The following is an 18057-nucleotide window of genomic DNA, read 5'->3' on the forward strand; positions in this document are numbered from 1 at the left end:
TTCCTAATATTGCAGTCCGATTTTAAACAACAAAAAGTCGGCTTAATAGCTTAAAATCATGGATTTAGTAAAATTTGTTGAAGAGCAGGTAATCGCAAAGAACGAGTTTCCTGCATTCAAATCAGGAGATACAGTGAGTGTTCACTATAAAATTCGCGAAGGTAATAAAGAACGTATTCAAATTTACCAAGGTGTGGTCTTACAACGTAACAGCGTAGGTGCTAATGAGACGTTTACAGTTCGTAAAATGTCCAATGGTGTTGGTGTAGAGCGTATCTTCCCAATCAATTCCCCAAACATTGCTAAAATTGAAGTTAACAGTCACGGTAAAGTGCGTAGAGCTAAATTGTTCTATCTTCGTGAATTAACTGGTAAGGCAGCTCGTATCAAGTCGAAAAGAGTTTAATTACTTACAGAAGAATATACAAGCCTTCCTGATACTCTCAGGGAGGTTTTTTTGTTGGAAAATTTTTAGAAAAAGGTGATAATGCTGTTTTGATCCTGCATGATTTTGCGGGGCAAAATAACGCGAGGGATCAAAACAGCATTATCACCTTTTTAAAGTATATCCAATGGGTTGATCCAAAACATGGTGCATAAGCATGATGGATAAGCATGGTGCAAAACAGGGTGCAGAAGCATGGTGTATAAGCACGATGGACAATCATGGTGCATAAGCATGGTGCATAAGCATGATGGACAATCATGGTGCATAAGCATGATGGACAATCATGGTGCATAAGCGTGGTGCAGAAGCGTGGTGCATAAGCATGATGGACAATCATGGTGCAGAAGTGTGGTGGCTAAGCGTGGTGTAGAAGCATGATGGACAATTATGGTGCAGAAGCAGGGTGGATAAGCATAGCTGATACGCGGGACGGATATGCACGGGATAAAACATGATGAATAGGTATCGCGGGTAGATAGGGCGTACACGCACTCAATAGTGTATGTCTGACCAAGGTGGTTCGCTATGTAATTTGCTTAGGCATTATGCATGGCCATCATGCTACAGGATCTACTTAAAAAAAATGCTACCCCTTGTATCGATGACCTACTGGTACTCTTCAGTACCAGGCAGCATCGATACAAGGGGTAGCATTTTTTTAAACGAAGCCAGATAATCTCTATAAGCAGGAGATCTTATGCAAGTTCAGCGAGCACAGTTATCCCGCCCTTCACGACCTGATTAAGTTCAAGGTTAATCTTGGTGCCCAGTGGAAGAAAAATATCGACTCTGGAGCCAAATTTGATGAAACCGAACTCTTTACTTTGCTCTACAACATCACCTTCTTTAACGTACCATACAATGCGTCTGGCTAAGGCACCAGCGATTTGTCTGTATAGTACAGGTATTCCGGTTTCGTGCTCTACAACAACTGTAGTGCGTTCGTTTTCGGTAGAGGATTTAGGGTTCCATGCAGCCAGGTATTTTCCGGGATGGTATTTGAAGAATTTAACTACCCCGGAGATCGGGTTTCTGTTGATGTGTACATTGACAGGTGACATGAAAATGGATACCTGAAGCCTTTTATCCTTAAAATATTCACCTTCCGTTGTTTCTTCGATAACAACTACTTTGCCGTCAGCAGGGCAGATGACAAGGTTGTTTCCGTTGATAAATGATCTCGAGGGATTTCTGAAAAACTGGATTACAGTAATAAACAATGCAAATGATAGAATATAGGCGCCCCATCTCAACCAGGTAACGTCAGCAAATCTGTAATCGATTATAGCGTTCAGTATAAAAATGAAAAGCAATGAAACGGCTATAGTCGTATAACCTTCTTTATGTATTGTCATCAGGTATAAAATATGTTTGTGCAAATTTGTGAAAAATTTACGGGAATCAGGTTAAGGAATTGTTATCCCGGGATAACACGGTAGATGTCATTGAGGTTTCGCCCCAAACCATTGTAATCTAAGCCATAACCCACAACAAATTCATTGGGGATTTCAAAACCTATGTATTCAAGCTCTTCGATGGGATGCTGAATAGCTTCAGGTTTGTATAACAATGTGCATACACGGACTGATGCCGGTTCCTGCAAGTAAACCTTCTCAAGGATAAATTTAAGGGTAAATCCGGTATCCACGATATCTTCAACAAGAATAACATCACGGCCTTTGAGCTCCTCAGAGATCCCGAAAACTTCTTTTACTGCTCCGCTGCTTGCTGTTCCTTCATAGGACGCAACCCGGATAAAACCTACTTCACAAGGAATGTCCATTTCCTTCAGCAGGTCTGCCATAAAGAGAAAACTGCCATTTAGCACCCCGATAAATATGGGGCAGCGGCCTTCATAATCTACATTAAGCTCAGTACCGATCAGCCGGGTTCTTTTGGCAATACTATCGTTTTCAATGAACAGCTCAAAACTCTTATCTCCAACCTCTATATTATTATTCATCTCCTTTTAGCGAGGTTAATTAGTAAGTTTTTCCTTTTCCTTCTCCAGGCGACGCTTTTCCCGGCGTTCCCGGCGCAAGTCCTTTTTTGATTTCCTGAGCGTATCCTCCACGCCCAGATTTCTTCCGGTAGAATCTTTATCTTTTTTAGACTTGCCAAATAACCTGTCGAACAGGCTTTTCGACTCATCCTGCATTTTTACAGGTTCAGCTGCGGGTTCTGCATCCGGATCGAAAGCTGCGGTATCTACCTTAGCAGAATCAGGAAGGAGGTACTGCCGAAGCCCTTCACGTAACCTTACATTATAAAAGCCATATCCGCTGGTGTCTGCAGGGGTTAAGCCCCGGCGTGCCATAATCCTGCCCATATATCTAAAGTAGGGTAACATATACCCTTTAAGACTGCCATCACCCTGGAATTTGAACATGGCAATCTTGGGGTTGGGTACTATATTCGCTAAGAATATACCTTCACCGATACTTAATTCTGAGGGGCTTTTTCCAAAATATTGTCTTGAAGCCTCTCCGATACCATAAATATTTCTTCCCATTTCAATGATATTGAAATAGACTTCGAGCATTCGCTGCTTGCTGATCAGACGGTTGTTTTCGATCAGCCACACGATAAGGATTTCTTCAGCTTTCCGTGCCAGGGTTTTGTTCCGGCTTAAAAACACATTCTTCACCAGTTGCATGGAGATGGTACTGCCGCCCCTGACGAACTTTTTCTTTTGAAAATTGATCACGAAGGACTTGCGGATGGATTCTTCTACAAAACCGTGGTGCGAAAAGAAGGAGGGATCTTCTGAGGTGAGCAGCGCATTTTTAAAATTGCTGGATATCTCTGACAGTGGGGTGTAATTGGGGTTTGAGGGGCCAATGGTGATATCACGCATTGGCTTTCCGCGTTCGTATGGGGTGTAAACAAAAACACTGTTGATCTTTTGAAGGTCTGTTTTACCCAGTTTTACAATTTTGAAGTTGTATGGTGTAAGGGCAGAACTAAATTTCAGACTGTCCGGCGTGCTGCTGTCCAGATAAAAATTCAGATCGTATTTTACTTTTCCCTGTACCTGTAATCCCTCCAGCGATTCAAATAACCCTACCGGGAAGGCATTAATCATCGCCTGTGCATCCTGTTCATCAGCATGAAGTTTTACCTCATAGATTTTATTCGGTGACAGTGTATATTTCAGGTATGGATGTATGGAGGCATCTTTTAAAAATACAGTTGAAGTACTGTCAAGTGCTACGAAGTTTGGGCCAACCAGCAGGTCTGCATCGATCTTCGCATTTTTTACGATAATATCATTTGCCGAGATTTTAGGATGGTTGATCAGCAGGTTCCTGATAGACCAGGAGCCTGTAATTTTAAAGTTATCACCACTATAGTCGGCATTCTTCAGTTCAGTCCTGATCGTATCAAAACTCAGCTTTGCATGCAGTTTATTGTCAAGGTATGGAAGTTCCACCTTCTTATTGTCGGCGAAAAAGAGAACGTCCATTTGCTGCCGGGAAGGTTTTATTATTCCATTGACGTGCCAGGTAGACTCATTGTTATTGACAAGGATGGTAGATTTCAGATCTCCGTCATCTATTGTTGCGGTTGTTGTCAACAGGCTTAGCTTTGCTGTATCATTATCATTTAATGTAAACAGGAGATTCTTCATCTCCATGTCTTCAGGGATCTTGTCGAGTACCTGGTTCAGCAGGTCATGTGCCAGTTCACTGAGGTCTGTTTTTGTTGTGTTTTCAGGATGATCTTTCTTTTTCCGTTTCAGGAAAAAATCGAGGTTGGTAAGACTGTCTTTTAATACAACGTTCAGTCGCCCGTTGTCCAGCTTCAGCTCTGCAATGTTTACATTTCCGAAGAGCAGAGGTAAAAGCTTTACACCGATAGTAAGGTCTGCCACTGTTGTCAGGGTGTCACGGTCTTTTGGAACAACGGAAATGTTTATCATATGGACGGTAGACAGTCCGTCAAAGCCTGCGTTACCGATCTTTACGTCCAGACCGTAGTCGTCATTTGCTTTTTTGATCGCTTTGGCCATCATTTTCTGAAGTAGCGCTTCCCTTTTGCTGTAGGCAACAGAGCCCAAGATTACAAAAGCGACAATCAGTATCCCTATAACCCATGCACCAGCTTTGATGTACTTTTTAGGAATGTTTATTTTTGGAAGATGCATGCTGTAAAATAGATGTTTAATTGCTTAACGTTAAATGCAAATGTTTATTTCGTGTTAAAATTACACTTAAAAAGCCTAAAATCAATTAATTGTACGCTCCTTTTGTTAATTTTGAGCAATGGAAATTAGCAGCGAACAAGTTTTGGCAGCTCTGAGAAATGTCGAAGACCCTGATTTTAAAAAGGATCTGGTGACTTTGAATATGATTAAGGAGCTGACGATCGAAGATAAAAAAATTAGTTTTACCCTTGAACTCACCACGCCTGCATGTCCGATGAAAGACATGCTGAAAAATGCCTGTTTAAATGCAATCAAATATTTTGTTGCACAGGATGCAGAAATACATATCAATATTACCTCAAGAGTAACCAAGCCTGTTGATACTACACAGCTGGCTGCTATTAAGAATATAATCCTTGTTTCTTCCGGCAAGGGAGGCGTAGGAAAATCTACTGTTGCCAGTAACCTGGCCGTAACTTTAGCAGCAGATGGCGCAAAAGTTGGGTTGATTGATGCCGATATTTACGGGCCTTCAGTACCAACTATGTTCGGACTGGTAGGGGCTAAGCCCAGCGCAAGAGAAACCGCAGAAGGAAAAACACTGATCCTGCCTATCGAAAAATATGGGATCAAACTTTTGTCTCTGGGATTTTTTGCAGATCCTGATCAGCCGGTGCCATGGCGCGGGCCGATGGCTTCAAATGCGATCAAGCAGCTGTTCAATGATGCGGACTGGGGCGAGCTGGATTACCTGATTGTGGATCTTCCACCGGGAACCGGCGATATACATATTACGATCACACAGAGCTTCCCTATTGCCGGGGCCGTAATTGTAACTACCCCTCAGCAGGTTGCTCTTGCTGATACAAGAAAAGGACTGGCCATGTTTAAAATGCCGAGTATAAATATTCCTGTTTTGGGCGTTATTGAAAATATGGCATACTTTACACCTGAAGAACTACCCGACAACAGGTATTATATTTTTGGCAAAGACGGTGGTAAAGCCCTTGCAACGGCATTTGAAGTCCCGTTCCTGGGGGAGATACCGATCGTTCAGGGGATTACCGAGGGAGGAGATAGTGGTACGCCAATTGCACTGAATAAAGAAAGCAAAACAGCTGCGGCCTTTGCTGAAATTGCAGGTAGAATTGCCCAGCAGATTTCAATAAATAATGCATATCCAGCAAATTGCTAAAAAATTACTAAATTTATATTTTAAAATCTATCATGGATATCACACAACAAGTTGAACAGGCATTAGAAACCATCCGCCCTTATCTGATTGCAGACGGGGGAGATGTCGCTATAGAAGAGATTACATCAGATCATGTAGTTAAATTAAGATTATTAGGGAACTGCGGAACCTGCAAAATGAGCTTTATGACAATGAAAGCAGGTATCGAGCAGGCTATTATGAAAGCTGTACCAGAAATAACTGCTGTTGAAGCAATTAACTTATCAGAGCCGGTTTAAAGACCATTTAACACTATTTAACTAGCCACTGTTATAATTACAGTTATTTTTGCCCGATGAAATATACTTTCACCCTGATTTTCCTGCTTTTTACCGCAGGACTGTTTGCACAGCAGTCACCTGCAGGAAAAGGACTGATCCAGTTTTCGGGGATTATCACAGATGTGGATAGTAATTTTGTCGTGCCCTATGTCACCATAACCAACAAGTCCAATAAAGAACAGCGCTATGGGGCAAACTATAAGGGTTATTTTTCTTTTGTGGCCCATCCGGGTGATACACTGGTCTATAATGCCATTGGTTATACCGATAAGATAATCACTATTCCTACGGCCATCAGGGATGTGAAATACACTGAGATGGTAAAGATGAAATCAGAGATTGTCTATCTGCCTGCCGTACGGATTTATCCATGGGCAACCGTAGAAGAATTTACTAAAGATTTTCTTGCGCTTAAGGTCGCCGACGATGATATGGAGATTGCAAGAAAAAACCTGTCAGGGCGTTCAATTAACGGAATGATCCAGAATCTTCCGAGAGATGCCGGAGAGATTTCTGGCAGCAACTTCCGCATGGATCAGGAGAGGGAACTGAACCGCTATCTGGTACAGGGCAATCCGCTGCTGAACCCCTTCGCCTGGGGTAAACTGATGCAGCAGATCTTTAACGGCGATAAAAGCAGGGCAAGCAGCAACTAGCGTTTTCTGCGCTGCTGCGGGAATTTCATTTTGTAATCTGCACGGATCTCGCCTCTGGAAATTGAATCCAGCTTACCTTTCAGCATCCTTTTACGCAACAGGCTCAGTGTATCTGTAAATAACTTACCCTGTATATGATCGTATTCGTGCTGTACAACGCGTGCCGGCATTCCTGTTAACTCTTCTTCATGTAGTTCCCAGTTCTCATCGTAGTACTGTACACGCACGTTTGGTTTGCGCAATACGTCTTCCCTGATTTCCGGGATACTTAAACAGCCTTCTGTAAATGCCCAGGGCTCGCCTGTTTCTTCAAGGATGGTTGCATTGATAAAAACTCTTCTAAAACCGGGTTTACCTTCTTCGTTATCACCTGTATCAACTATGAATAACCGGATTGGCAGGCCAATCTGGGGTGCTGCCAGCCCAACTCCGCTTGCTGCGTACATGGTATCAAACATGTCGCTGATCAGTTTTTGTAATTCCGGGTAATCTTTGTCAATGTTTACACATAACTTCCTTAAAACAGGATCCCCATAAGCTACAATCGATAATTTCATCTATTTTATATTTTTATAATGGCCATTCAGACATCAGGATCATTCCTGATTCCTGTATTGAAACCCTGTAAGGCATTCAATTCAAGAATACAAAAGTACGATTATTAGCCTAAAGGGTAAAACGTCAGTACACTCAATTTATTTTCGTCCAGTATTTCGGTGGCAATCTCCGCCATTTCAGCTGTGCTTACAGCTTCTATTTTCCTAAAAACTGTTTCCAGGTTATCTATTCTGTCGTAATCAATGAGGCTTTTAGCCATAGAGATGATCAGGCCAATCCTGTTCTCTTCACCAAGAGCAATCTGTCCTATAAATTTGTTCTTGGCCTTTTGCAGCTGCACTTCAGTCAGCGGGTTCTCCCTGATTTTTTTAAACTCTTTGTAGATCAGGGCAAGTGCGCGGTCAGCCTTTTCCTTATCGGTACCAAAATATACTGTAAAAATCCCAGTGTCGCTTAAGGGGCTGTACCCTGATTCTATACTATAGGCAATGCCGTATTTTTCCCGGATCTGCAGGTTCAGGATGGAGCTCATCCCGGTACCGCATAACAGGTTATTCAAGAGCAGCAAGCCGGTTTTATAAGGGTGATGCAGCGAGTAGGCCTGTGAGCCGATCATCGTATGCGCCTGCATGATGGGCTTATCATCCGTACGGATTACTACCGGCGCTTTGGCTGGAGCTATCCTGTTAGGTTCCTTCAGATTCTCAGGGATCTCCCCATAGTATTTAGAGAAGATTTTAACCGCTTTTGACAAAGTATAATCGCCTAAGACAGCGATTACAATTTTATCAGTATGGTAATTGGCAGCAATAAAATCCTTTATATCCTGTTGGCTCAGTCCGTTTACACTTTCTGTGGTACCTAAAATATTTCTTCCAAGGGGATGGCTGGCAAAAACAAGATCTTCAAAGTCATCATATATAGCTTCTTCAGGCTGGTCCAGGTAAGAGGCGATCTCGTCAAGGATCACTCCTTTTTCCTTCTCCATTTCATCTTCAGGGAAAGTAGAATGAAAAACAATATCATTAAACAATTCTAATGTTCTGTCCAGATAGGGGTGCAGGAAAGAAGCGTGGATGCAGGTATATTCTTTAGTGGTGTAGGCATTTAAATCAGCTCCCACACTTTCCAGGCGGTTCAGGATCTGATTGGTGTTTCTTTTTTCTGTACGCTTGAATATCAGATGCTCTATAAAATGGGCTAATCCCGACTGCGATTGACTCTCATCTCTCGAACCACTGTTGATAATGATACAGGCATGGGAGATTGCTGATGCAGAAGGCACATGAAGCAGGCGGATGCCGTTTGGCAAAGTATGTACATTGTATTCCATTGGGTTACAAAGATACAGAAGAACTTTGCTAAGAGATTGTAATATTATAAGCTAAGACTTGTTTTAGGCTTACTGTCAATTTGACAACTAAATCACTTTGGAACATCCCTTGATAGGGCTGGTATGTACTTAAAAATGAGTTAACATATGAGCATAGAAGAAAAAGGGAGTATTTCCATACATACCGAAAACATTTTTCCTATTATTAAGAAATTCCTTTATTCAGACAATGAGATTTTTCTGCGTGAACTGGTTTCAAATGCGGTTGATGCGGTACAAAAGATCAAACGTTTAGCTGCCTTAGGACAGTTTAACGGCGAACTGGGCGATACACTTGTTGAAGTTGCGCTTGATGAAGAGAAAAAAACCATTACCATCAGCGACAGCGGATTGGGAATGACTGCAGAAGAAATTAAAAAATACATCAATCAGGTAGCTTTCTCCGGAGCTAGTGAATTCGTAGAGAAGTTCAAAGATGCTAAAGATGCCAACGAGATCATCGGTAAGTTCGGACTGGGCTTTTATTCAGCTTTCATGGTTTCTGACCTGGTTGAAATACAAACCTTATCTTATCAGGACGGTGCAGAGCCTGCACGCTGGGTATGCGACGGAAGTACTTCATACGAAATATCAGAAGGATCACGTACTACACGCGGTACAGACATCATTCTTCATATCAATTCTGAATCCGAGGAATTCCTGAGCAAACAAAAAATCGAAGAGATACTTGATAAATATGGTAAATTCTTACCTGTTCCTATTAAATTCGGTACCACTACCAAACAGGAGCCGGATGGGGAAGATGAAGAAGGAAAACCAAAAACAGTTAGTGTTGAGGTAGACAATATCATTAATACCACTGCTCCGATCTGGACAAAAGCACCTGCAGATTTGTCAGATGAGGATTATCTTGATTTCTATAAACAACTTTATCCTTTCTCTGAAGATCCTTTATTCTGGATCCATCTGAATGTAGACTATCCTTTCAATCTCACGGGGGTATTGTACTTCCCGAAAGTGAAGAATGATTTCGATATGCAGCGCAATAAAATCAAATTGTTCAGTCGCCAGGTATTTATTACTGATGAAGTAAAAGATATCGTTCCTGAATTCCTGATGCTGCTGCACGGGGTAATTGATTCACCGGATATTCCGCTGAACGTTTCAAGAAGTTTCTTACAGGCCGACAGTAACGTTAAAAAAATCAATAGCTACATTACCAAGAAAGTTGCTGATAAGCTTGCTGAGCTGTTTAATAAAGACCGTAAATCGTACGAAGAGAAATGGGGCGATATTGGCCTGTTCGTGAAATACGGAATGGTTAGCGAAGAGAAGTTCTATGATAAAGCAAAAGATTTCGCGTTATTGACCAATACAAAAAATGAGCACTTTACACTGGACGAATACCGTGAAAAAGTTGCGCCGGTACAAACGGATAAAAACGGACAGGTAGTTTATATTTACACAAACGATCCTGCTAAGCAAGACAGTTTTATCCAGTCAGCTGGCAAAAAAGATTACGATGTATTGCTGATGAACTCAGCTATCGACAATCACTTTGTGAGCTCCTTGGAGCAGAAGCTGGAGAAAACGTTAATGAAACGTGTTGATTCGAGTGTAGCCAGTAAACTGATAGAGAAAGATGAATCAGTTGAGTCGGTGTTGACAGAAGAGCAATCAGCAAAAGTGAAAGAAGTTTTTGAAAAAGCTATCGTTAAACCTGGCTTCCAGGTTGAAATTGTTGGCCTTCACCCTGAAGAGTTCCCAGTTACAGTAACCATGGACGAGTTTATGCGACGTATGAAAGATATGGCCCAGATGGGAGGTGGAATGAGTTTCTATGGCAATATGCCTGACAGCTATAAAGTGGCTATCAATGGAAATCACAAACTAGTTAACCGTATTCTGCAGACAGAAGATGCCTCAGAGCAGGGTGCTTTAGCTAAACAAGCGGTAGATTTAGCCCTGCTTTCTCAGGGAATGCTTACAGGTGCAGAATTAACAGCATTTGTAAACCGCAGCGTTGAGCTGATTTAATATACCATTTCCGGCTTCATTGCCGGCAAAAGAAAAAGGATGATCTCTTTAACAGGGATCATCCTTTTTTGTGTCCAAGCTATTTTGACCTTAACGGGATTGTATTTTTTTTACCAATCCAAACACAGCCACGGCTGAGAATACAAAAACGGCACAGACAAGCGCAGTATTAAAACGGGCGGGGGGTAAATACTGTACTCCTTTCTTGTTTGTTTTTGCGGGTTCATTCACATAACGTCCATTGCTGGGCATCGCCAGCTCCTGAAAGTTATTGGCAAGGTCACCCAGGCCCTGAGTCAGTTCATCGCCCTGGATCACTGGTCCGTGCCCTGTGGCTGCAATTTCAGGTTTGAGGTCGCGCAGCTTTTTTACTGACATTGCTGCTGCAAGCCAGTTGGGCGTAAAATACCTGGGAGGGCCAGACAATTCTTTTTTTTGCGCAATTACAGCAAGTAAAGATTCTGATCTCACATTCACAAAAGCATCCCCCGCCAGCAGCAACCTGTCTGCGGCCCTGAACAGGGAAACGTGTCCCGGACTATGCCCCGGCGTATGAATGTACTCCCATCCGGGCAGGTAGGGTAAAGTTCCGTCTTTTGCCAGCGCAACAACGTGCGGAGTAATATTGATTGGTCCTTTTGGATAAATGAAAGAGAGCGCGGTCATGAGTCCCCCACCTGCAGTTGGATCTGCTGGTGGATAGGATGAGCGCCCTGTAAGATATGGTAATTCAAGCGGGTGGGCGTGTACTTTCACCGGCCACTTGATCAGCAGTTCTTTCAATGCGCCTACATGGTCAAAATGCCCATGTGTAAGCACAATGGCAGAAGGAGGCACATCCCTGCCAAAGAGTTCTTCTGCCATTTTTATAATCTTTTCTGTTCCGGTTTTTAAACCGGCGTCTACCAGCACCCAGCTTCCCGGGGCGGTAGTTACCATATAAATGTTTACAAAAACGATTTTCATACCCCACACTCCGGGAGCGACCTGGGTATATGTTTTGTCTTCCATGCGAATTTAGATTGATGTGTTTAGGCTAACAAAATCTTTATTCGCTGGTTTTTACAGAATTGCTTTTTTTAAATAATTTCTACCGGAGAGAAACTATTCACTTATACCTTCCAGGTTTAACAGAAATGCATAGTTTAATGCAATATCTTTCAGATAATCAAACCTTCCGGAAGCGCCCCCATGACCAAAATCCATATCTGTTTTGAGCAGTAATACATTTTTATCGGTCTTTGTTGCGCGTAATTTCGCCACCCATTTGGCAGGTTCAAAATATTGTACCTGGCTATCATGGAGCCCTGTGGTTACCAGCATGTTTGGATAAGCTTTCTCCTCTATATTTTCATAGGGAGAGTAGCTTTTCATATAGTGATAAGCAGCTTCATTTTTGGGGTTTCCCCATTCATCAAATTCATTTGTAGTGAGGGGGATGCTTTCATCCAGCATCGTATTCACCACATCGACGAATGGCACCTGCGCAATGATACCATGCCACAGATCAGGCTGAAGATTTGCTATGGCTCCCATCAGCAAGCCTCCTGCACTTCCTCCCTGGGCATACAGGTGTTCTGCACTGGTAAATTTTTCAGCAATCAGGAATTCAGCACAGGCAATAAAATCGGTAAAAGTGTTCATCTTTTGCATTAGCTTTCCGTCCTCATACCACTGCCTGCCCATTTCCTGGCCACCGCGGATATGTGCAATAGCAAAGACAAAACCCCTGTTCAGCAAACTCAGGTTATTGCTGGAGAAAGAGGCATCCATACTGTGGCCGTAAGAGCCATAGGCATAAAGTAACAGGGGAGCATTTCCATCCTTTTTAAGCCCTTTTTTATAAACCAGCGATATAGGAACCTGCGTGCCGTCTTTCGCTGTTGCATACAAGCGCTCAGTAGTATATTCATCCCTGTTGTAGCCTCCTACAACCTCCTGCTGTTTCATCAGCTGTTTGGCTTTTGTATCCATACCATAATCGTATACAGATACCGGAGTAGTCATTGAAGTATATATGTAACGCAGTGTTTTGCTGTTATATTCAGGATTTGATCCGATTGCTGCAGTATAGGCCGGCTCGCCAAAATCAATATAATGCTCCGGCCCGTTCATATCCCTTATACGCAGTTGCGCCAGACCGTTCTTTCGTTCCGAGATTACAATAAAATCTTTAAATTCTTCTACTTCTTCGAGCAGGACATCCCTGCGGTGGGGGATTACCTCTTTCCAGTGTTCCTTCCCTGTCTGATCCAGCGGGCATTCCATCAGGCGGAAGTTTTGTGCCTCCCAGTTGGTAACTACCAGAAATTTATCTTCGAGAGGCACAATAGTGTACAGGACATCTTTAGTTCTGGGTTGAAACACCTTGAACTCAGCATCAGGCTGATCTGCACTGATCATCCTTGCCTCGGAAGATAGGGTAGCCTGTGAATAGATGAATATGTATTTGCCTGATTTGGATTTGTCTACACCGATGTAGTTGGATTTATCTGTTTCCTCATAGACTACCAGATCTTTTGAGGCATCATTTCCAAGACTGTGCTTCTGAATTTTTTCGCTCAGCAGGGTAACCGGATGTTTTGCCGTGTAGAATAAAGTTTGATTGTCGGCCGCCCATACCGGATCACCTTCCGTGTTGGGAATAGCATCAGAGGTTAATTCACCAGTTTCAAGATTTTTGATAAAGATGGTATACTGGCGCCTGGAGATATTATCCACTCCATAAGCCAGCATTTTATTATCAGGACTGACACTGAAGCCTCTGGCAGAATAATAGGAGTGACCTTCGGCCAACTCATCAATATCCAGCAATATTTCTTCAGGGGCATCAATACTGCCTTTTTTACGGCAGTATTTGGAGTATTCTTTCCCCTCTTCAGTTCGGGAATAATAAAAATATCCGTTTTTGAATACAGGAACAGACTCGTCTTTTTCCCTGATACGGCCTTTCAGTTCCTTAAAAAGATCATCCTGCAAAGTTTTAGTACCTGCCATCATCTCATCGAGGTAGGTGTTTTCAGCCTTTATATACGCTATTGTCTTTTCACTTTCCGGGCCTTCCTTAAAATAGTCGATCATCCAGTAATAATTATCGGTTACGGTATCGCCATGTATTGTTCTTTGAGTTGGGATCAGCTCTGCTACCGGAGCTTTAACGTCAGGCCATTTATAGTTCGTCATTTTCGTATCTTTGTTTTATGCCGCAGCGGGGCGGAGCAGTTGCAAATTAAGATTTAATTTTCGAAACGCTATTGGGAGATGAGAAAGATACTTAACGTAAAAAATATAGTCAACACCGTACTTGTTGCTCTTTTCATGGCTGTGATCTTTGTGCCTTCGGCCAAGGCAATGGTGCTGGAGGGACTAATGAAAGTTGGTTTCTTTGCACCGGATACTTCTTCGGCTGACAATCATCCTGTAAGAGATCTTTCAGGTATCCTGTTCAGAGATGCCCGCGGGAAAATCACTGACCTGGGTGATTTAAAAGGGAAAGTTATTTTTCTCAATTTCTGGGCCACCTGGTGCCCGCCATGTATAGCCGAAATGCCGGGAGTGAATAAGCTATATGAAAAGTATAAAAATGACAGCAATGTTGTTTTTATTCTGGCAGATGCCGATGGTGATCTGGCAAAGTCACAAAAATTTATGGGCAGAAAGAAGTTCAGCCTGCCTGTATATGCGGTGGCTAGCGAAGTGCCGGAAGTGCTATTCCAGGGATCATTGCCAACCACTATCGTCTTTGACAAGCTGGGCAGGATTGTATACAATGAAGCAGGGGCCGCAAACTATGGCAACCAGAAATTTATCGAATTTATTCACAGGCTAAAAACTACGAATTAGTATATTTGAAGCCCATAGGCCGCATCAAATGGCCTTTTTTACTGATCAAACTATGCAAGAGCCATTTGATATTACAATCGGAGACATTGACTACGCCATATTTCCTGAAGGAAATGACACCTATGTAGTTTTCAAGGACGGAAAAGAGTATGTACAGATCCAGAAGGATACAGAATCACAGTGGCTGAAACTGGATCCTGAGACTGCCCTGCCGCTTTTTGAAGAAGATGAAGAGATCAATGCTATAGGCAGAGAAATCACGGCCTACGTTCCTGAGATTGAAGAGGGAGACGAAGAAGCTGAGGAAGAAGAATAATTTTCTTCCTCCTTACTATACCTGATCATCCCGCCCAATTGTCCCTGTCCAGGCTGCGGTAATGTATCGCCTCTGCAAGATGCTCCAGTTGTATCTGACTGCTGCCCTCAATATCTGCAATCGTGCGGGCTACCTTTAAAATTCTGTCATATGCACGGGCAGATAAACTTAATCTTTCCATTGCTTTCCTGATCAGTGTACGCCCCTCCTTATCAATCTGGCAGATCTGTCTCACCATGTTCGGGCTCATCTGCGCATTGTAATGTAAATGTGCATGTTTTGCAAAACGAATATCCTGTAACTTTCTTGCTTTGATCACCCGCTTTCTTACCACAGCACTCTTTTCCGCAGGCTGCAGTGATGACAATTGATTAAACTCCACAGGTGTTACCTCCACATGCAGGTCAATTCTGTCTAGCAGCGGTCCTGATATCCTGCTCAGGTATTTCTGTACTGCTCCCGGTGGGCAGCTGCATTCTTTATGAGGATGATTATAGAAACCGCAGGGACATTCCTGCGTTGCCTTGTTTGCGTTTTAAAAGCCAAACCGGAAAACCAATGCCTATTTCCTATCCTGAAAACCCAGTATCTATAGGTGATCACATAAGAAAGAAAAGGATGGAACTAAAGCTACTTCAAAGAGACGTGGCAAGGATTTGTGGGGTTAGCGAAGATTGTATTACAAATTGGGAAAAAGACAGGAATACTCCTCAAATTCAATATTTTCCGCATATTATAAATTTTTTGGGTTACATGCCATTTGAGGTTGATTTGAGTACTCTTTCAGGAAAACTGAAAGCACATAGGCAAATTAATGGGCTTAGCCAAAAACAACTGGGAAAAATTCTAGGAGTTGATGGAGGTACAGTTTGCAGCTGGGAATTAGAAGAAAACCAACCACATAAGGCAATACTTGAAAAGCTAGACACGATGTTGTAAACACTATTATCATTCCACTTGTTGATAAAGTTACAATGTATTAAACTCAACCATTTAATATTCTTTTGATATTTATTGGTTACGATAGGATTTGAAGAAGCCTGTCTGTTTAGAAAGAAACCCGGCAAAACAATTTGGAATGTACGCTCTGTTTTCATAGAATTTCTATCTCGTGTTAAGAAACGCATCTGTGGAAGCTTTATATTAAATTTCGATAAATCAACCAACAAATCTGACATACACATATAATTGAAAGAATATGTACTGTATTGGAAAGTGCTCTTTTTTGCTCGCTGATAGCCTTGGCGCGGCTATTTAGAACGACCGATTGCCTGATAACGCAACCTCGATAATAAAATAAGCAACCCAAAAATTGTTTGGCAATTGAATTTGCTAAATGGCCCCAACGTAAAAACGTTTCATGAATACCCATATTTGTATCATAATGTTGAATGTAAAATATCGGAGATTTGCCTGTATACCAATTAAATAAAACAATGATATGGGAAAGGTAATATTAATATAGATAGTATCTTTTATTGATACTGATAGTTCCCACTAAAAATACAAATATGGATCATTTCAATCCTATAAGCAGTTTCAGTAAGGCTATCGGTTTTCCGGCACCGGAACATCCTTTGTTCAGCATTTCTTTTGATCATAAAGACGATGATTATAGTGACGGAATTGAATTCTCTGCGGACTTTTACATTATTTCCTTTCAAAAGGTGGAGACGGGAAGCATTACTTATGGCAGGGGGTGTATAAACAGGATAGAGTTTTTCAAATTCAGTAATTACAAAACCTTCTATTTTATGGTCAAGTAAGCGTTCATCATTGGGTAGAACATCCATACCGATAATGAAATAATGTTCTAGGTTTCCCCAATCTTCCATACTAATCGCATAAAGCTGGTCCTGGTGTTTGATATCCCTTACATAATATGGCGGATTCTTGCCTGCCAATGCAATAAAATATTCATCCCCTAAGCTTTTTATTAGGTTAAAAAAATGTTCTTGGTTGTTTTTTACCTGCATTTTTTCGTGAAAATAATACCTATCTACTCGGCTACCCCATCCCTTCCCAACTGCACACCATACTCCAATGTTATTCTGCCGTATAATTAGTTGTAGACGGACATGATTATTCATACTTTTTTCGGAATCATTTCTTGCAGGATGCCAAGCAGCTTCCTTTGGCGATTTACCGTAGTATAGCCACATGCCATCCAAGATCTTACTATTCCTAGCTGTATGAGCGAAACTGGAAACTATGTTATGATGTCTGTGGTGTGGATGTAAGTCAAAACCTTTCGCGTGAAGCTTTGGAAAGATTCTATTGTGCAGCAGATGCATTTTTCTGTTTACTTTTTTTCGGGCCTCTTTAGCTATTGGATTATCAATTATTGCCCTGTCATATGTAAACGCATTAAAGTCTTCTTTGCGGAAATAAAACTCATAATCATTTTCGTATTTACTCTTAAAACTATTGAGCCTGTTTCGGTAAGCATTATTTGCATTCTCTGATGGTTTGAATACCCTAGCTTCATAATCATCTATGTAATATTTGTCAATTGCAATACCAATTTCCATGTGTAGTCCAAACCAGTTAATCAGTTTCTGGCATTCAGTGTCCTTTTCAACCTGCCAGAATAGCTCTACATTAGAATCCCATCCACCGTTAGTCATATTCCCCGATCCAACATACGCTTTGTGAGAATTTCCTTTTCTCCAGATGTAGAGTTTGGGATGGAAGAATGTATCTTTATTGGAGAATACCTTGAATTTAACTTTGCCTTGATCAGCCCAGTTCAACAGTTTCCTTAAGACCATTGGAGGAGTAGGAAGATCAATGCCAACAAGTATATGTATTTGGGCAGATAGATGTTCGATATAAGATAATCCACCCTTAGATATAAGGCCTGTTGCGATCCAAATTTCGTCCGCATCGATTAACTCTTGTCGTATGCTTTCTTTAAGATTGCTTGTATACATAAACTAGATGAAAAAATTATTGATTTATATGGGTCGTTTTCAAGTCATAAACCATGCCTCCTAAGCGAAACAACTTATGGAGATTGGCTGGTATTTCTCCTGGAGCAGACGGAATTTTGTCATTGTTAGGATGGTACTCTTTTAGTACTAACTTAATTATTTCAGCGCATATTTCAATCACGCCATCACTTATATTCATGGCAGTGACATTGCCTCCATTGGGAGTAGTTAAAATTCCTAATTCTACAATATTTATATCCTCTATTTTACC

The 18057-nt window shown here is 41.7% G+C and carries 17 protein-coding genes and 1 pseudogene; 8 read left to right on the top strand and 10 right to left on the bottom strand.

From position 1 onward, the window contains the following. Positions 1 to 58 precede the first annotated feature (58 nt). Positions 59 to 406 carry a 50S ribosomal protein L19 gene (gene rplS, locus ABWY16_RS11855; protein WP_008241658.1) on the top strand — a complete coding sequence of 116 codons (348 nt, stop codon included), beginning with the start codon at positions 59 to 61 and terminating at the stop codon, positions 404 to 406. A gap of 737 nt (positions 407 to 1143) precedes the next feature. Here rplS and ABWY16_RS11860 read toward each other — a convergent pair. From ABWY16_RS11860 to ABWY16_RS11870, 3 genes are all read right to left on the bottom strand, one after another. Further along, positions 1144 to 1803 carry a phosphatidylserine decarboxylase family protein gene (locus ABWY16_RS11860; protein WP_353904854.1) on the bottom strand — a complete coding sequence of 220 codons (660 nt, stop codon included), beginning with the start codon at positions 1801 to 1803 and terminating at the stop codon, positions 1144 to 1146. 62 nt (positions 1804 to 1865) lie between these two features. Next, a complete protein-coding gene (hpt, locus tag ABWY16_RS11865) occupies positions 1866 to 2411 on the bottom strand; it encodes a hypoxanthine phosphoribosyltransferase (RefSeq protein ID WP_353904855.1) in 546 nt (181 codons plus the stop codon). A gap of 15 nt (positions 2412 to 2426) precedes the next feature. Further along, the gene (locus ABWY16_RS11870; protein WP_353904856.1) at positions 2427 to 4595 is read right to left on the bottom strand and encodes a transglycosylase domain-containing protein; all 2169 of its coding nucleotides are present in this window, start codon (positions 4593 to 4595) and stop codon (positions 2427 to 2429) included. Between the two features lie 118 nt (positions 4596 to 4713). Between ABWY16_RS11870 and ABWY16_RS11875 the strand changes: the two genes are divergently transcribed. The 3 genes from ABWY16_RS11875 to ABWY16_RS11885 are packed head-to-tail and all read left to right on the top strand — an operon-like array spanning position 4714 to position 6766. Further along, a complete protein-coding gene (locus ABWY16_RS11875) occupies positions 4714 to 5790 on the top strand; it encodes an Mrp/NBP35 family ATP-binding protein (RefSeq protein WP_353904857.1) in 1077 nt (358 codons plus the stop codon). Between the two features lie 32 nt (positions 5791 to 5822). After that, positions 5823 to 6068, top strand: a complete 246-nt coding sequence (locus ABWY16_RS11880) for a NifU family protein (protein ID WP_353904858.1) — start codon at positions 5823 to 5825, stop codon at positions 6066 to 6068. A gap of 56 nt (positions 6069 to 6124) precedes the next feature. Beyond that, positions 6125 to 6766 (top strand): hypothetical protein, encoded by a 642-nt coding sequence (locus tag ABWY16_RS11885; RefSeq protein WP_353904859.1) that lies wholly within the window; start codon positions 6125 to 6127, stop codon positions 6764 to 6766. Here the strand turns inward: ABWY16_RS11885 and def are convergent. Together def and ABWY16_RS11895 are read right to left on the bottom strand one after the other, a co-directional pair. Further along, positions 6763 to 7323 (bottom strand): peptide deformylase, encoded by a 561-nt coding sequence (def, locus tag ABWY16_RS11890; RefSeq protein ID WP_353904860.1) that lies wholly within the window; start codon positions 7321 to 7323, stop codon positions 6763 to 6765. The genes ABWY16_RS11885 and def overlap by 4 nt on opposite strands. Positions 7324 to 7427: 104 nt before the next feature. Further along, positions 7428 to 8657 carry a M16 family metallopeptidase gene (locus ABWY16_RS11895; protein ID WP_353904861.1) on the bottom strand — a complete coding sequence of 410 codons (1230 nt, stop codon included), beginning with the start codon at positions 8655 to 8657 and terminating at the stop codon, positions 7428 to 7430. A 147-nt stretch (positions 8658 to 8804) separates the two neighbouring features. Between ABWY16_RS11895 and htpG the strand changes: the two genes are divergently transcribed. Next, positions 8805 to 10694, top strand: coding sequence for a molecular chaperone HtpG (gene htpG, locus ABWY16_RS11900; protein ID WP_353904862.1), 1890 nt, complete (start codon positions 8805 to 8807; stop codon positions 10692 to 10694). Between the two features lie 90 nt (positions 10695 to 10784). On the opposite strand, the gene ABWY16_RS11905 is transcribed toward htpG, so the two are convergent. Together ABWY16_RS11905 and ABWY16_RS11910 are read right to left on the bottom strand one after the other, a co-directional pair. Then, entirely contained in the window at positions 10785 to 11705 is a 921-nt protein-coding gene (locus tag ABWY16_RS11905) for an MBL fold metallo-hydrolase (protein WP_353904863.1), read from the bottom strand. Between the two features lie 93 nt (positions 11706 to 11798). Continuing rightward, positions 11799 to 13877, bottom strand: a complete 2079-nt coding sequence (locus ABWY16_RS11910) for a S9 family peptidase (protein WP_353904864.1) — start codon at positions 13875 to 13877, stop codon at positions 11799 to 11801. Positions 13878 to 13955: 78 nt separating this feature from the next. Here ABWY16_RS11910 and ABWY16_RS11915 point away from each other — a divergent pair, with 78 nt between their 5' ends. Together ABWY16_RS11915 and ABWY16_RS11920 are read left to right on the top strand one after the other, a co-directional pair. Further along, complete coding sequence (locus ABWY16_RS11915) at positions 13956 to 14537, top strand: TlpA family protein disulfide reductase (protein WP_353904865.1); 582 nt, start codon at positions 13956 to 13958, stop codon at positions 14535 to 14537. Positions 14538 to 14589: 52 nt separating this feature from the next. Beyond that, positions 14590 to 14853, top strand: a complete 264-nt coding sequence (locus ABWY16_RS11920) for a hypothetical protein (protein WP_353904866.1) — start codon at positions 14590 to 14592, stop codon at positions 14851 to 14853. Positions 14854 to 14878: 25 nt separating this feature from the next. On the opposite strand, the pseudogene ABWY16_RS11925 reads toward ABWY16_RS11920, so the two are convergent. Then, positions 14879 to 15364 (bottom strand): annotated as a pseudogene (locus ABWY16_RS11925) (magnesium chelatase subunit ChlI family protein); the annotation flags it as partial. Between the two features lie 47 nt (positions 15365 to 15411). Here ABWY16_RS11925 and ABWY16_RS11930 point away from each other — a divergent pair. After that, positions 15412 to 15792 carry a helix-turn-helix domain-containing protein gene (locus tag ABWY16_RS11930; RefSeq protein WP_353904867.1) on the top strand — a complete coding sequence of 127 codons (381 nt, stop codon included), beginning with the start codon at positions 15412 to 15414 and terminating at the stop codon, positions 15790 to 15792. Positions 15793 to 16328: 536 nt separating this feature from the next. On the opposite strand, the gene ABWY16_RS11935 is transcribed toward ABWY16_RS11930, so the two are convergent. Further along, positions 16329 to 17786 carry a phospholipase D family protein gene (locus ABWY16_RS11935; RefSeq protein ID WP_353904868.1) on the bottom strand — a complete coding sequence of 486 codons (1458 nt, stop codon included), beginning with the start codon at positions 17784 to 17786 and terminating at the stop codon, positions 16329 to 16331. 16 nt (positions 17787 to 17802) lie between these two features. Further along, the coding region (locus ABWY16_RS11940) for a hypothetical protein (protein ID WP_353904869.1) at positions 17803 to 18057 on the bottom strand (255 nt) is incomplete at its 5' end.

The sequence above is a fragment of the Pedobacter sp. genome, assembly GCF_040513095.1.
In the GTDB taxonomy this organism is placed as follows: Bacteria; Bacteroidota; Bacteroidia; order Sphingobacteriales; family Sphingobacteriaceae; genus Pedobacter.